General features: G+C 69.5%; 13 protein-coding genes and 1 riboswitch. Of the genes, 7 read left to right on the top strand and 6 right to left on the bottom strand.

Features of this window, described 5'->3' with window-relative positions; translation table 11 throughout:
- Window positions 1-16: 16 nt before the first annotated feature.
- On the bottom strand, window positions 17-469 hold the full coding sequence (locus ADK55_RS06155) for a hypothetical protein (protein WP_053676430.1): 453 nt from the start codon (window positions 467-469) through the stop codon (window positions 17-19).
- Window positions 470-553: 84 nt separating this feature from the next.
- Here ADK55_RS06155 and ADK55_RS06150 point away from each other — a divergent pair, with 84 nt between their 5' ends.
- Both ADK55_RS06150 and ADK55_RS06145 read left to right on the top strand, forming a co-directional pair.
- A complete protein-coding gene (locus ADK55_RS06150) occupies window positions 554-1519 on the top strand; it encodes a diacylglycerol/lipid kinase family protein (protein ID WP_053676429.1) in 966 nt (321 codons plus the stop codon).
- A 319-nt stretch (window positions 1520-1838) separates the two neighbouring features.
- The gene (locus tag ADK55_RS06145) at window positions 1839-2096 is read left to right on the top strand and encodes a WhiB family transcriptional regulator (protein ID WP_004937597.1); all 258 of its coding nucleotides are present in this window, start codon (window positions 1839-1841) and stop codon (window positions 2094-2096) included.
- A gap of 177 nt (window positions 2097-2273) precedes the next feature.
- Here the strand turns inward: ADK55_RS06145 and ADK55_RS06140 are convergent, their stop codons facing one another.
- On the bottom strand, window positions 2274-3743 hold the full coding sequence (locus tag ADK55_RS06140; protein ID WP_078998561.1) for a sensor histidine kinase: 1470 nt from the start codon (window positions 3741-3743) through the stop codon (window positions 2274-2276).
- Window positions 3744-4415: 672 nt separating this feature from the next.
- Between ADK55_RS06140 and nagB the strand changes: the two genes are divergently transcribed.
- Window positions 4416-5201, top strand: coding sequence for a glucosamine-6-phosphate deaminase (nagB, locus tag ADK55_RS06135; RefSeq protein ID WP_053676427.1), 786 nt, complete (start codon window positions 4416-4418; stop codon window positions 5199-5201).
- A 144-nt stretch (window positions 5202-5345) separates the two neighbouring features.
- On the opposite strand, the gene ADK55_RS06130 is transcribed toward nagB, so the two are convergent.
- The 4 genes from ADK55_RS06130 to ADK55_RS06115 all read right to left on the bottom strand — a co-directional run bounded on the left by ADK55_RS06130 (window position 5346) and on the right by ADK55_RS06115 (window position 10076).
- Complete coding sequence (locus ADK55_RS06130; RefSeq protein WP_053676426.1) at window positions 5346-6839, bottom strand: glycoside hydrolase family 3 protein; 1494 nt, start codon at window positions 6837-6839, stop codon at window positions 5346-5348.
- A gap of 6 nt (window positions 6840-6845) precedes the next feature.
- The gene (locus ADK55_RS06125) at window positions 6846-7718 is read right to left on the bottom strand and encodes a carbohydrate ABC transporter permease (RefSeq protein ID WP_053676425.1); all 873 of its coding nucleotides are present in this window, start codon (window positions 7716-7718) and stop codon (window positions 6846-6848) included.
- Window positions 7715-8710, bottom strand: coding sequence for a carbohydrate ABC transporter permease (locus tag ADK55_RS06120; protein WP_053676424.1), 996 nt, complete (start codon window positions 8708-8710; stop codon window positions 7715-7717). The genes ADK55_RS06125 and ADK55_RS06120 overlap by 4 nt, the downstream gene beginning before the upstream one ends.
- Window positions 8711-8786: 76 nt before the next feature.
- Window positions 8787-10076 carry an extracellular solute-binding protein gene (locus tag ADK55_RS06115; protein ID WP_053676423.1) on the bottom strand — a complete coding sequence of 430 codons (1290 nt, stop codon included), beginning with the start codon at window positions 10074-10076 and terminating at the stop codon, window positions 8787-8789.
- A 290-nt stretch (window positions 10077-10366) separates the two neighbouring features.
- Between ADK55_RS06115 and ADK55_RS06110 the strand changes: the two genes are divergently transcribed.
- The 4 genes from ADK55_RS06110 (at window position 10367) to ADK55_RS06095 (ending at window position 14345) form a co-directional block, all read left to right on the top strand.
- Entirely contained in the window at window positions 10367-11131 is a 765-nt protein-coding gene (locus ADK55_RS06110) for a GntR family transcriptional regulator (protein ID WP_053676497.1), read from the top strand.
- A 129-nt stretch (window positions 11132-11260) separates the two neighbouring features.
- Entirely contained in the window at window positions 11261-13474 is a 2214-nt protein-coding gene (locus ADK55_RS06105) for a carbon starvation CstA family protein (protein ID WP_053676422.1), read from the top strand.
- A 5-nt stretch (window positions 13475-13479) separates the two neighbouring features.
- Window positions 13480-13677: a YbdD/YjiX family protein gene (locus ADK55_RS06100; protein ID WP_053676496.1), complete on the top strand. Its 198-nt coding sequence runs from the start codon at window positions 13480-13482 to the stop codon at window positions 13675-13677.
- Window positions 13678-13847: 170 nt separating this feature from the next.
- Window positions 13848-14345, top strand: coding sequence for a GNAT family N-acetyltransferase (locus tag ADK55_RS06095; protein ID WP_053676421.1), 498 nt, complete (start codon window positions 13848-13850; stop codon window positions 14343-14345).
- 76 nt (window positions 14346-14421) lie between these two features.
- Window positions 14422-14499, top strand: a riboswitch (cobalamin riboswitch).
- Window positions 14500-14553: the final 54 nt, after the last annotated feature.

The following is a 14553-nucleotide window of genomic DNA, read 5'->3' as shown; positions in this document are numbered from 1 at the left end:
CGGATCGACGTACGGGTTATCGGGTCTGTTCCCCAGGCCCGATACCAAGCGCTTCCGTGGCCGTCGGGTTCACGAGCAGCGCCCCCACGGCCACGGCCGTGAGCGCCAGCGCCACCGCGGCGGCGACCATCGCCCCGCCCGTGGTCCACAGGGTCCAGGCGACCGGCATCGCCATCAGCTGGGTGATCAGCGCCGGGCCGCGGCTCCAGCGGCGGCCCAGGCGCAGCCCGCGCGCCGCGATCAGCGGGAGCGCGGCGAGCGCGAGCAGCGTCACGCCCCCGGTCTCGGCCTGCTGCGGGGAGTCGGGATCGCCGGCGATGCCCACGTACAGCATGTAGACGCCGAGGCCGGCGAGCGCCAGACCCTCCAGCGCGGTGAGCACGGCGGCGGCCGTCAGCCGACCGGGCAGCGCGACGGGGGACGGCGCGGACGAGGGGGCGGGAACGTTCGAGGTCGGCTTCTTACTCACCCCAGCAGGGTAGCCGCGCCCCGCCGGCCCCGGAGGGGACGGGCAGTAGGGGCCACCCGCGAAGGGGTGGGTAGGCTGGCGCTCATGCGTGCACTTCTCGTGGCCAACCCAGCAGCGACGACGACCAGTGCGCGCACGCGTGACGTCCTGACCCACGCCCTGGCCAGCGAGATGAAGCTGGAGGCGGTGACCACCGAGTACCGGGGGCACGCGCGGGACCTCGGACGCAGGGCGGCCAACGAGGGTGTCGACCTCGTCGTGGCCCTGGGCGGTGACGGCACCGTCAACGAGGTGGTCAACGGACTGCTGCACAACGGGCCCGATCCGGACCGGCTGCCCCGGCTCGCGGTGGTCCCCGGCGGATCCACGAACGTGTTCGCCCGTGCGCTCGGCCTGCCGAACGACGCGGTCGAGGCGACCGGCGCCCTGCTCGACGCGCTCCGCGAGGAACGCGAACGCACGGTCGGTCTGGGTCTGGCGGCCGGCACCCCGGGCACGGAGGACGAATCGGTCCCGGCGCGCTGGTTCACCTTCTGCGCGGGCTTCGGCTTCGACGCGGGTGTGGTGGGGCGGGTGGAGCAGCAGCGGGAACGCGGCAAGCGTTCGACACACGCCCTCTATGTGCGACAGCTCATGCGTCAGTTCTGGGACGAGCCGAACCGCAGGCACGGCACGGTCACGCTGGAGCGGCCCGGCGCGGATCCGGTGACGGATCTGGTGCTGTCGATAGTCTGCAACACCTCGCCGTGGACGTATCTGGGCAATCGTCCGCTTTACGCGTCCCCGGAGGCGTCGTTCGATACCGCGCTTGACGTACTGGCACTCGATCGTTTGTCAACTCCGGCGGTCGCCAGGTACGCCACGCAGCTCCTGACCTCGACTCCTGAACGCGGGCCGCACGGCAAGCATGCGGTGTCTCTGCACGATCTGACCGACTTCACCTTGCATTCGAAGGTTCCGCTCCCGTTCCAGATGGACGGCGACCACCTCGGGCTGCGCACCAGCGTTCGGTTCACAGGCGTACGCCGTGCACTGCGTGTGATTGTGTGAGTGGAAGGGCCTAAAGCCCTTTCACTCGAACGTATACACGCCGGTCCACCCCCAGGAACTAGGGCTGTGACCTAGTAGACACCGACGAATCCAAAAAAACTTTCCGGAAGGGGTTGTATCCCCGTCCGAGGTTTGCGAATCTCTACATGGCGATCGGGACAGCCCGCAGAACCCGGCACCCGCACAGATCGCCAGAACCCCTCCACGAATCTCGGACCCCACCAGGCAACTGGGGGTCGGCCCTTCCCTCACGGGGGGATTCGTGAAAGCGTTCACATTCACAAGCAACCTGCCCGCAATACAAGGAGATGGAGCAGCCATGGACTGGCGTCACAACGCCGTTTGTCGTGAGGAAGACCCGGAACTCTTCTTCCCCATCGGCAACACCGGTCCTGCGCTGCTGCAGATCGAGGAAGCCAAGGCCGTCTGCCGCCGCTGCCCCGTGATGGAGCAGTGCCTGCAGTGGGCGCTCGAGTCCGGTCAGGACTCCGGTGTCTGGGGCGGTCTCAGCGAGGACGAGCGCCGCGCGATGAAGCGCCGCGCCGCTCGCAATCGGGCGCGCAACGCCACCGCCTGACATCGACTTTCGAGCCTCGAGCCGCAGCGCGTAGTAACCGTATAAGCGCTCAGCAACGTGCTCTTGAGCCCCGGACCGAGAACCTTCGGTCCGGGGCTCAGTGCTGTGCGGGATGCGAAACAGGTCAGAGCCGACCGACATCGTCACGCAGGGTGACGTTCCGGCTGCTACTCGCTGCTACTTCTGCGGGCTGGCCGGTATGTCGAGGACGACCCGGGTGCCGCGCGGTTCGACCCGGACCATGTCGAACGTTCCCCCGAGTTCACCCTCCACGAGGGTGCGTACGATCTGGAGCCCGAGGTTGCCGGCCCGCTGCGGGTCGAAGCCCTCGGGCAGGCCGCACCCGTCGTCGAGGACCGTGATCAACAGTCGGGCGTCGGCCCGCCCGGAACCGGAGCGCGCGGCGGACACCTCGACGGTGCCGCCCTCCCCCTGGGTGAAGGCGTGTTCCAGGGCGTTCTGCAGGATCTCGGTCAGCACCATCGACAGCGGGGTCGCGACCTCGGCGTCGAGGATCCCGAACCGGCCGGTGCGTCGGCACCGCACCTTGCCGGGCGAGATCTCGGCGACCATCGCGATCACCCTGTCGGCGATCTCGTCGAACTCGACGCGCTCGTCCAGGTTTTGAGAGAGCGTCTCGTGCACGATCGCGATCGATCCGACGCGGCGCACCGCCTCGTTCAGGGCCTCCCGGCCCTGCGGGGAATCCATCCGGCGGGCCTGGAGCCGCAAGAGCGCGGCCACCGTCTGGAGGTTGTTCTTCACCCGGTGGTGGATCTCCCGGATGGTCGCGTCCTTGGTGATCAATTCACGTTCGCGACGACGCAGTTCCGTCACGTCGCGGCACAGCACCAGGGAACCGATCCGGGTGCCCTTGGGCTTGAGCGGGATCGCCCGCAGCTGGATGACGCCGCCGTTCCCCTCGACCTCGGTCTCCCGGGGGGCCCAGCCGCTGGCGAGTTTGACCAGGGCCTCGTCCACCGGGCCCCGGGAGGGGGCGAGTTCGGCGGTGGCGTTGCCCAGGTGCTGGCCGACCAGATCGGAGGCGAGACCGAGCCGGTGGTAGGCGGAGAGCGCGTTCGGGGACGCGTAGGTGACCACCCCGTCGGCGTCGAGCCGGATCAGGCCGTCCCCGACGCGCGGGGAGGCGTCCATGTCCACCTGCTGGCCGGGGTACGGGAACGAGCCCGCCGCGATCATCTGGGCCAGGTCGGAGGCCGACTGGAGGTACGTCAGCTCCAGCCGGCTCGGTGTACGCACGGTGAGCAGGTTGGTGTTGCGGGCGATCACTCCCAGTACCCGGCCCTCGCGGCGGACGGGGATCGACTCGACGCGGACCGGGACCTCCTCGCGCCACTCAGGGTCACCCTCGCGCACGATCCGTCCCTCGTCGAGCGCGGCGTCGAGCAGTGGACGCCGGCCACGCGGAACCAGGTGTCCGACCATGTCGTCCTGATAGGAGGTCGGCCCCGTGTTCGGGCGCATCTGCGCGACCGACACGTAGCGGGTGCCGTCGAGGGTGGGCACCCACAGCACGAGGTCGGCGAAGGAGAGGTCGGAGAGCAGCTGCCACTCGGAAACCAGCAGGTGAAGCCACTCCAGGTCGGTTTCACCGAGAGCGGTGTGCTGGCGTACGAGGTCGTTCATGGAGGGCACGTGGCGAGCGTACCCCGGGTATGGCCATGACTTTCCCCACGGCTCTTACCCAGGAGTACCCAGGAGGGGCCCGGTCCGCGTACTGTTGGAGGAAGTGACGGGTTGCATACCCCCGTCATTGGATGGACAGAACAGAATGGTCTAGTCCACAATTGACTTACGCTTCCGCCCTCCCCGCACAGGAGGACGGATCGAGGTAACCCGCGCGCTCTGCCCTGACCGCGCAGGCTCCTCCCACCGGCCGGAGGGAACCGCACACCCGCCGGCCGTAAGTACTCCGGGCTACGGTGCCGGGCGGGTCGAGGGTCCCGTCCTGCACCGTGGCCCAGAGGAATTCCGGGGCCGCAGAGCCCCATTCCCGCAATTCCCCGCCGCGTCCGCGCGAGCCGTGGCATTTCCACGCCCCTTTTCCCCGGGGCCGCCCCTTCACGCGATGATCGCGATACGCCCGCGAGGCGCCATCCCCGCACACCCCCTCCTCGACGCCGTCACGCTCCGTGTCCATGTGGAACCGGTCGACGAAGCGACGCCCCCGGCGGCTTCCGGGAGGCCGCGGAAAGGGCACGGGATCACCATGGAAAGAGGGAAGCGACCCGCCGGGAAGGGGTCCGTTCTGTTAGATTGGTCTATACCACACCACCTCTCCAGATCGGCAGGCCCCGCGTGGAAGTTGTCATCGTCCCGGACGCCAAGGCAGGCGGCGAGCTCATCGCGGAGGCCATGGCCGCCCTGGTCCGCCGCAAGCCCGACGCCCTGCTCGGCGTGGCGACCGGCTCTACCCCGCTGCCCGTCTACGAGGCCCTCGCGGCCAAGGTGGAGGCCGGCCTGGTCGACACCTCGAAGGCCCGCGTCTGTCAGCTCGACGAGTACGTCGGCCTGCCGGCCGGCCACCCCGAGTCCTACCGCGCGGTCGTGCTCCGCGAGGTCGTCGCACCCCTCGGGCTCACCGAGTCCTCGTTCATGGGGCCGGACGGGTCCGCCCAGGACGTCCAGGCGGCCTGTGTGGCCTACGACGAGGCGCTGGCCGCCGCCGGCGGTGTGGACCTCCAGCTGCTCGGCATCGGCACGGACGGGCACATCGGCTTCAACGAGCCGTGCTCCAGCCTCGCCTCCCGCACCCGGATCAAGACGCTGACCGAGCAGACCCGCGTGGACAACGCGCGCTTCTTCGACAACGACATGGACCAGGTCCCGCACCACGTCATCACCCAGGGCATCGGCACCATCCTCGACGCCCGCCACCTGGTCCTGCTGGCCACCGGCGAGGGCAAGGCCGAGGCCGTCGCGCAGACGGTCGAGGGTCCGCTGTCCGCGCTCGTCCCCGCGTCCGCGCTCCAACTGCACCGGCACGCCACGGTCGTCGTGGACGAGGCCGCCGCGTCCAAGCTGAAGCTGGCGGACTACTTCCGCCACACGTACGCCAACAAGCCCTCCTGGCAGGGTCTGTAGCCGACGGCCACGAAGGGCCGGGCCCGCCCCTGACAGGGCGGCCCGGCCCTTCCGCGTACCCGGCACGCCGGCCGCCCCCGGACACGACGGAGCCGGGCACCCCCGTGACGGGTGCCCGGCTCCGTGACTCGCGGCGGACGGCGGCTACACGCCGCCCGCGATGACCTCCGCGGCGGCCCGTCCGCACACCCGTGAGGCGCCGTGCGTCGCGATGTACAGCGCCCCGCGCGGCTCGGCGCGCGGCAGGCCCATCTCGACCACCACCGTGTCGGGGCGGGCCGCGACCAGCGCGTCCAGGGCCTCGATCATCCACGGGTGCCGGTGCGCGTCCCGGACGACCGCGACGACGGTGCGGTCCCCCGCCGCCGCCAGGACGTCCCCGGCGCCGGTGCCCTGCGGGTACACGCCCGAGCGGGTGCCCGGGAGCAGCTCGGCCAGTTCCGCCGCGACGCCCCACGGGGTCTCGTCACCCACCGCGATGTTCGCGACGGGTGCGAGCGTGGCGACGTACGGGGCGGTGACGGGAGTCGGCGCACCGCTCACGACCACCGCCCTGCGGGCCGCCGTCAGGCCGATGTCGGGCGCGTTCCCCTCCCGCGCGCCCGCATCGGTGACGGCGGCCCGGGATCGGCGGGTCCACTCGGCGAGGGCGCGGACCCGGGCGGCGGCGTCGGCGAGCCGCTCCTCGGGCAGCGTGCCCTCGCGGACGGCGGCGACCAGCGCGTCGCGCAGGGCGAGCACGGTCGCCTCGTCGGCGAGCCCGCCGCCGACGCAGATCGCGTCGGCGCCCGCGGCGATGGCCAGGACCGAGCCGCGCTCGATGCCGTACGTGCCGGCGATGGCGTGCATCTCCATGCCGTCGGTGACGATCAGGCCCTCGTAGCCGAGTTCCTTGCGCAGCAGCCCCGTCAGGATGCGCGGACTCAGCGTGGCCGGGCGGGTCGGGTCGAGGGCGGGCACCAGGATGTGCGCGCTCATGACGGCCTTCGTGCCGGCCTCGATGGCGGCCTTGAACGGTACGAGTTCACGCGCCGTCAGGGTGTCGAGGTCCGCGTCGATGCGGGGCAGCGCGTGGTGCGAGTCGACGTTGGTGTCGCCGTGGCCCGGGAAGTGCTTGGTGCAGGCGGCGACGCCGGCGGCCTGGAGGCCCTCGACGTACGCGGCGGTGTGGCGGGCGGCGAGGTCGGTGTCGGCGCCGAAGGACCGCACGCCGATGACCGGGTTGTCCGGGTTGGAGTTGACGTCGGCGGAGGGCGCCCAGTTGAGGTTGACCCCGCACTCGGCGAGCCGGCGACCCAGCTCCCGGGCGACGTCACGGGTCAGCCCGGTGTCGTCCACCGCGCCTAGGGCCAGGTTGCCGGGGAAGGACGAGCCGCCGCGGACCTCCAGGCGGGTGACGTCGCCGCCCTCCTCGTCGATGGCGACCAGCACGTCGTCGCGCTCGGCGCGCAGTTGCGCGGTCAGCGCGGAGAGCTGGTCGGGCGAGGTGATGTTGCGGCCGAAGAGGCCGACGGCGGTGAGGCCCTCGCCGACCCGGCGCAGCAGCCAGGCGGGGACGGTGGTGCCCTCGAAGCCGGGCTGGAGCACCGCGAGGGCGTCCCGGGTGAGGGTGTCGGTGTGGTGCGCAAGGACAGTCATGGGCCGTTATCCCTTCACGGCGCCGGCGGTGAGGCCCGCGGCCATCTTGCGCTGGACGATGAGGAAGAGCACGACGATCGGGATCGCCATCATGGTGGAGCCGGCCATCATGGGCGCGAACTCGGTGCCGTTCTTGGTGGTGAAGTTGCCGAGCCAGACGGTGGCGGTCTGGTTCTGCTGGCTCATCAGCATCAGTGCGTAGAGGTACTCGTTCCACGCCTGGATGAACCCGTAGACCGAGGTGGCGACCATGCCGGGGGCGAGCAGCGGGAAGACCACGCGCAGGAAGGCGCCGGTCGGCGTGCAGCCGTCGACCTGGGCGGCCTCCTCCAGTTCCTTCGGGATGTTGACGATGAAGCCGCGCAGCGTCCACACGGTGAAGGGGAGGATGAACGTCAGGTACGTGATGATCAGGCCGGTGAGCTTGTCGTACTGGCCGAGGTCGTTGAGGAGCAGGAAGACCGGGATGATCATCGCGACGAGCGGGATCATCTGGACGGCGAGGATGCCGACGATCACGATCTTGCGGCCGCGGAAGGCGAAGCGGGAGATGGCCAGGGCGGCCAGCATGCCGACGACGATGCCGATGGAGACGACGACGAGCGAGACGATCATGCTTCGGCCGACGGGACCCCAGAAGTCGGAGATCTCCAGCGCACGCCGGAAGTTGTCCAGGGTGAAGGTGCGCGGGAAGAAGTGGGGGTTCGGGTCGATCGCGTCCTTGGCCGGCTTGAAGGCCGTGTTCAGCATCCAGTAGACCGGGAAGCCGACGGTGGCGAAGACCACGAGGCCGATGAGGTTCCAGCCGAGCTTCGACTTCGCCTTCGGCTTGTTCTGCTTGCGGCGGGCGACGGGCGGGGTCGCGGTGGTCGAGGTCACTCCACCTCTCCGATCTTGAGCATCTGGCGCATGTAGACGGCGACCACTCCGAGCAGCAGCAGAACGGTCACGAGGGCGATGGCGGAGCCGCCCGAGTAGTCGTTGACCACGAAGGCCTGCTGGTAGGAGTAGGTGGTCAGCAGCTGGAACTCGGCCTCGGGGTTGCCGTTGCGCATCACGAAGACCTGCGGGAAGACGCCCATGTCCCAGATGACCGAGAGGGTCGTCAGCATCACGATGATCGGCTTCAGGATCGGCAGGGTGACGTGGCGGAACACGCCCCACGCGCCGGCGCCGTCGAGGCGCGCGGCCTCCTCCAGTTCCTTGGGCACCTGGGTGAGGCCCGCGCTGAGCGTGATGACGACGAAGGGCACCGCCCCCCAGACCACCAGGAGCATGATGACCGCGAGGCCCTGGGGGCCGCTGGCGAACCAGTTGTGCCCGATCATGTCGACGCCGGGCAACTTGCTCATCAGGTAGTTGAGGACGCCGTAGTCGGCGTCGAAGAGCCACTTGAAGACGGCGGTGGCGACGATGATCGGCATGCCCCAGCTCGCCACGAGGGCGATGCTGATGAGCGCCTTGACGAAGCCGGACACCTTCTGGAGCAGCAGCGCGATCAGCATGCCGATGACCATCGTCAGGACGACGGCGCCGGCCGCGAAGACGGCGGTGCGCAGGACGACGGTCCAGAAGACCCCGTCGCCGAGGATCTTGGTGAAGTTGTCGAGCCCGACGAACTCGGCGTCCTTGAAGCCCCAGAGTTCGGACTTGCCGAAGCTCTGGAAGGAGAGGGACACGAGTCTGAAGAGCGGGTACCCCATGACGAGGACGATGACCAGGAGGCACGGGGCGAGCAGCAGCCACGGGGTCGCGCCGGAACCCTTGCGGGTCGGCTTCCCCGGCTTGCCCGTACGTCCCGTCCCGATTCCAACGGAGGTGTTCTGCTTCGCCGGCGGCAGGTCGGCGGTGGTTGTCTGTGCGGCACTCATCGCGCGCTCCTCGGGGGTCCCTCTCTTGACGGGCAGCAGGGCCCCGCCGATGTGGCGGGGCCCTGCCGGCTACAGGTCACTTGCTGTTGATGACCTTGTCGATCTCGGCGTCGGCGGCCTTGGCCGCGTCCTCGACCGACTTCTTGCCGGTGCCGATCTCCTGGAGCAGGGTCTGCAGGAGCTTGGCCTTCTCGACCTGGCCCCAGCCCGGGGCGGTCGGCACGAACCAGGAGGACTCGGCGGCGGTGGCCGCGACCTGCGTCGCCGGGGCGGACTTCAGCGGGCCGAGGTCCGTCTTGTTGTTGGGCAGGTTGCCCTTGGCGATCAGGCCCTTCTGGCCCTGCGCGCCGGTGAAGGCGTTGATCCACTCGGAGGCGATGTCCTTGGCCTTGGACTTGGCCGGGACCGCGAGGTCGGAGCCGCCGAGGAAGACCGGGAGGTTCTTGCCGTTCGGGCCGGGCTGGACGAAGTTCTCCAGCTTGTCCTTCAAGCCGCCGACCTTGTCGTTCTTCGGGTCGGCCGCGGTGGCGCCCTCCCAGGCGGCGGCGAAGATGGCGGCGGAGTTGCCCTGGGCGAAGACGACCGGGCGGTCGGACTCGTCCTTGGTCTTGTCCGCGTGCATGTACTTGTCGAGGAGCTCCTTGTACTGCTTGAGCCCCTTCAGCGACTCGGGGGAGGACAGGGTGCCCTTCCACTTGTCGCCGTCCTTCTTGGCGATGGCGCCGCCGGCGTCGTAGACGTAGGACATCGCGGCGTACCAGTCGGGCGACGGCTGGTACAGGGCGCTGAACTTGTCGCCCTTGGCGGCCTGGATCTTGTCCAGCGCGCCGGTGTACTCGGCCCAGGTCTTGGGGGCGGCGGTGACGCCGGCCTCCGCGGCCAGGTCCTTGCGCCAGGTGCCGACGCGGCCACCGGCGTAGTACGGGACGCCGTACGTCTTGCCGTCGTAGGTCACGGACTCCTTGAGGGCGTCCAGCCACGCGGAGGAGTTGTCGAACTTCGACGGGTCCACCTCGGAGAAGGCTCCGGTCGACATGTAGCCGATCATCTCGGAGTTGCCCATCTCGACGACGTCCGGCGCCTTGTCCGTGGCGAGCACGGCGTCCAGCTTGGCGTTCTTGTCCGGCCAGCCGTAGTACTCGTGCTTGACGGTGAGACCGGGGTGCTTCGCGACGACCGCGTCGTCGGCGGCCTTCACCAGCTCCGGCCAGTTGTTCTGGGCGTCGACCGTCAGCCAGACGGTCAACTCCTTGGCGCCGGACGCCTTGTCGGCAGTGTTGCCGCCCTTGTCGTCCGAGCCACCGCACGCCGCCAGGCCGATAACCATGCCCGCGACTCCAACCGCCGCGATGAGCTTGCGCTTCACGCCACCCTCCTCAGGGATGCCTTCATGCACTTCCCTTGCCCGCCGCGGTGACATACGCGAAGTACTGCACGTGGGGCCGGGATCCGATCCATATTGGTTTAGACCAGCAACCGGAGCTTGGCCTAGACCTTTAGGGGTGTCAAGGGTCTAATGAGCGGGTGATCGGTCCGTTATCGGACCGACACCTGGGGGAGGGAGGAGGCCTGTCCTCCCGCTCGTGTCACGATGTGACCGCACATATGGAGGAGCCGGTGACGGCAGCGAAACTGGAGTCGGGAAGGCGGGCGGCGATGGCCACCGAAGGGGCGACCACGGAGCCGGAAGGCGGGGCGGCCACTCGCACGGCGCGGGTGCCCAAGTACTACCGACTCAAGCGGCACTTGCTCGACATGACCGAGACGCTCCCCCCGGGCACCCCGGTGCCGCCGGAGCGCACGCTGGCGGCCGAGTTCGACACCTCGCGGACCACGGTCCGCCAGGCCCTGCAGGAACTCGTCGTCGAGGGCCGGCTGGAACGCATCCAGGGCAAGGGCACCTTCGTGGCCAAGCCCAAGGTGTCCCAGCCGCTCCAACTCTCCTCGTACACCGAGGACATGAGGGCCCAGGGACTGGAGCCCACCTCGCAGCTGCTCGACATCGGCTACGTGACGGCCGACGACACGCTCGCCGGACTGCTCAAGATCACCACCGGTGGACGGGTGCTGCGCATCGAGCGACTGCGCCTGGCGAGCGGTGAGCCGATGGCCATCGAGACCACCCACCTGTCGGCCAAGCGCTTCCCCGCGCTGCGCCGTTCGCTGGCCAAGTACACCTCCCTCTACACCGCCCTCGCCGAGGTGTACGACGTACGGCTCGCGGAGGCCGAGGAGACCATCGAGACCTCGCTGGCCACCCCGCGCGAGGCCGGACTGCTCGGCACCGACGTCGGCCTGCCGATGCTGATGCTCTCCCGACACTCGCTGGACGCCGACGGCGAACCGGTCGAATGGGTACGTTCGGTGTATCGCGGCGACCGTTATAAATTCGTCGCCCGCCTTCAGCGACCTGCTCTCTGATCAACGGTTGACTCCTGATCGACCCCCGGTGGACGCTCGTACCGCTATACGGACGGGGGCTTACGTTCACCGGTCAGGCCCCCGTAGATTCCCTGCGCTCAAGCAGTGATCAACGAGGGGACGACGATCATGGCGGAACCGGAAGCAACAGGTACACAACGGGACACGGCGGGAGCCTCGTCAGGGGGGCTCTCGCCGAAGTCGATCGCCGTCTGGGTGCTCGTCGGTCTCATCGGCGCGATCGGCTGGGGCGTACTGGCCCTCTCCCGGGGCGAGGAGATCTCGGCCGCGTGGCTGCTCGCCGCCGCCCTGGGCTCGTACGCGATCGGCTACCGCTTTTACGCGCGCTTCATCGCGAACCGCGTACTGAAGGTGGACAAGACCCGGGCGACCCCGGCCGAACGCCTTGACAACGGTGTCGACTTCCACCCCACCGACCGTCGCGTGCTCTTCGGCCACCACTTCGCCGCCGTCGCCGGAGCGGGCCCGCTGGTCGGCCCGGTGCTCGCCTCGCAGATGGGCTACCTCCCGGGCACCATCTGGATCGTCGCGGGCGTGATCTTCGCCGGCGCGGTCCAGGACATGGTCACGCTCTTCTTCTCGACCCGGCGCAACGGCCGTTCGCTCGGACAGATGGCCCGTGACGAGATCGGCCCGGTGGGCGGAGCCGCCGCCCTGGTCGCCGTGTTCGCCATCATGATCATCCTGCTCGCCGTACTGGCGCTGGTCATCGTCAACGCCCTGGCGGACTCCCCCTGGGGCGTCTTCTCCATCGGCATGACCATCCCCATCGCCCTGTTCATGGGCTTCTACCTGCGCGTGCTGCGCCCCGGGCGCGTCACCGAGGTGTCGCTGATCGGCGTCGCCCTGCTGCTGCTCGCCATCGTCTCGGGCGGCTGGGTGGCGGACTCCTCGCTCGCCGAGTTCTTCACCCTCGACAAGCAGACCCTCGTCATCTGGATGGTCGCGTACGGCTTCGTGGCGTCGGTGCTGCCGGTGTGGATGCTGCTCGCGCCCCGCGACTACCTCTCCACCTTCATGAAGGTCGGCACCATCGCGCTGCTCGCGGTGGGCGTGGTCATCGCCATGCCGATGCTGAAGATGCCCGCGGTGACCGAGTTCGCCTCGCGCGGCGACGGGCCGGTCTTCGCCGGTTCGATGTTCCCCTTCGTGTTCATCACCATCGCTTGTGGCGCCCTGTCGGGCTTCCACTCCCTGGTCTCCTCGGGCACCACCCCGAAGATGATCCAGAAGGAGACCCAGGTCCAGGTCATCGGCTACGGCGCGATGCTCACCGAGTCCTTCGTCGCCGTCATGGCGGTGATCGCGGCCTGCATCATCGAGCCCGGGCTGTTCTTCGCGGTCAACTCCCCCGCCGGCGTGGTCGGCACCACCGTCGAGACCGCCTCGCAGGCGGTGACGAACTTCGGCTTCGCCATCTCCCCGGAGGCCCTCGCCCAGGCGGCGAAGGACGTGGAGGAGACCAGCCTGCTGTCGCGGACGGGCGGCGCGCCGACCTTCGCACTCGGAATGTCGGAGATCTTCTCGTCGGTCATCGGCGGCGCCGGGATGAAGGCCTTCTGGTACCACTTCGCCATCATGTTCGAGGCGCTGTTCATCCTGACCACCGTCGACGCGGGCACCCGAGTCGGCCGGTTCATGCTCCAGGACACCCTCGGCAACGTGCACAAGTCCTTCAAGGACGTCAGCTGGAAGCCGGGCGTGTGGATCGCGAGCGCGGTCGTCGTCGGTGGCTGGGGCTACTTCCTGTGGGTGGGTGTCAGTGACCCGCTGGGCGGCATCAACCAGCTCTTCCCGCTGTTCGGCATCGCGAACCAGCTCCTCGCGGCGGTGGCCCTGGCCGTCTGCACCACGCTGCTGATCAAGTCGGGCCGGCTGAAGTGGGCCTGGGTGACGGGCGTCCCGCTGGCCTGGGACGTGGCGGTCACCCTCACCGCCAGCTACCAGAAGATCTTCTCCGACAACCCGAAGATCGGGTTCTTCGCGCAGCGGGACCTGTACCAGGACGGCATCGAGGCCGGGAAGGTGCTCAAGCCCGCCAAGAACATGGGCGAGATGCACACCGTGGTCACCAACGCCACGGTGGACGGCGTCCTGTCGGTGCTGTTCGCGGTCCTGATCATCATCGTGCTGCTGGACGCGGCCCGGACCTGCGTCAAGGCCGTCCGCAAGCCGGAGACGGTCACCCTCACCGAGACCCCGTGGACCGAGTCGAAGATCGTCGCCCCGGCCGGTCTGATCGCCACCCCCGAGGAACGGGCGGAACTCACCGCGGCGGGCCTCGACTCCGGCGGCGGCAAGACCCGGGAACCGGTCGCGTGAGCGGCCTGACGGCCGTGCGCGGCGCGTGGGCGAAGACCCGGTTCTACGTCCGTGAGTTCTCGGGCGAGGCCGCGTACGACCGGTACGTCGCGCACGCCCGCGCGCACGACACCAACGCCGAGGTCATGACGCGGCGCGCCTTCGAGCGGGCCCGCACCGACGCCCGCGAGGCCGACCCGCGCGAGGGCTTCCGCTGCTGCTGACCCCCTCCGGGGCCTTCGAAGGGCCGCCGCGTTCCCCCGGGAACGCGGCGGCCCTTTCGCGTGCCCGTCCGCGCCGGTCCGCACCGGTCCGCGCCGGGGGACGCCCCCTTCGCATCCCCGTCCGTGGACACGCGCGACCAATCGCCCGCCGGTCCGACACACTCGACGGCATGGACATCGTGATCAGGGCGGCCTCGGTCGCCGAATACGAAGAGCTCGGCGAGATCACCGCGCGGGCCTACCTGGACGACGGGCTGCTGGACTTCAACGAGGACGACTTCTACCTGAACGTGCTGCGCGACGTCGCCGGCCGGGCCGTCTCCGGGGAGGTGCTCGTCGCGGACCACGACGGCACGGTCCTCGGCGGGGTGACGTTCGCCTCGAACACGAGCCCGCTGGCCGACATCGCCGGTCCGGGCGAGGCGGAGTTCCGGATGTTGGCCGTCGCCCGCGAGGCGCGCGGACGCGGCGCGGGCGAGGCCCTGGTGCGGGCGTGCATGGCCCGGGCGGGGGCCTTGGAGGGCGTGACGCACCTGGTGTTGTCCACCCAGAGGTCGATGACGGGGGCGCACAGGATCTACGAGCGCCTCGGCTTCACCCGAACACCAGAACGAGACTGGGCCCCGATCCCGGGCCTCACCCTCCTGACCTACCGTCTGGAGCTGTAACCACGCCGACACAACATGTGGGGGGTCACGCATCCACCCGCCCCCACATGTATGCTCGTGCTCGCTGTCGTCGCAGGGGAATCCGGTGCGAATCCGGAACTGTCCCGCAACGGTGTGAAGTGCACCTGTTCGTGCAACTACAAGTCCGAGGACCTGTCGACAGCGCGCCCGGCTCGACCGAACCGGGTGCAGACACGTCCGGGCCTCG

The organism is Streptomyces sp. WM4235 (genome assembly GCF_001279725.1).
Taxonomy (GTDB): domain Bacteria; phylum Actinomycetota; class Actinomycetes; order Streptomycetales; family Streptomycetaceae; genus Streptomyces.
Note: the sequence above shows the minus strand (reverse complement) of the source record. Positions and strands in the feature narration are given on the sequence as shown.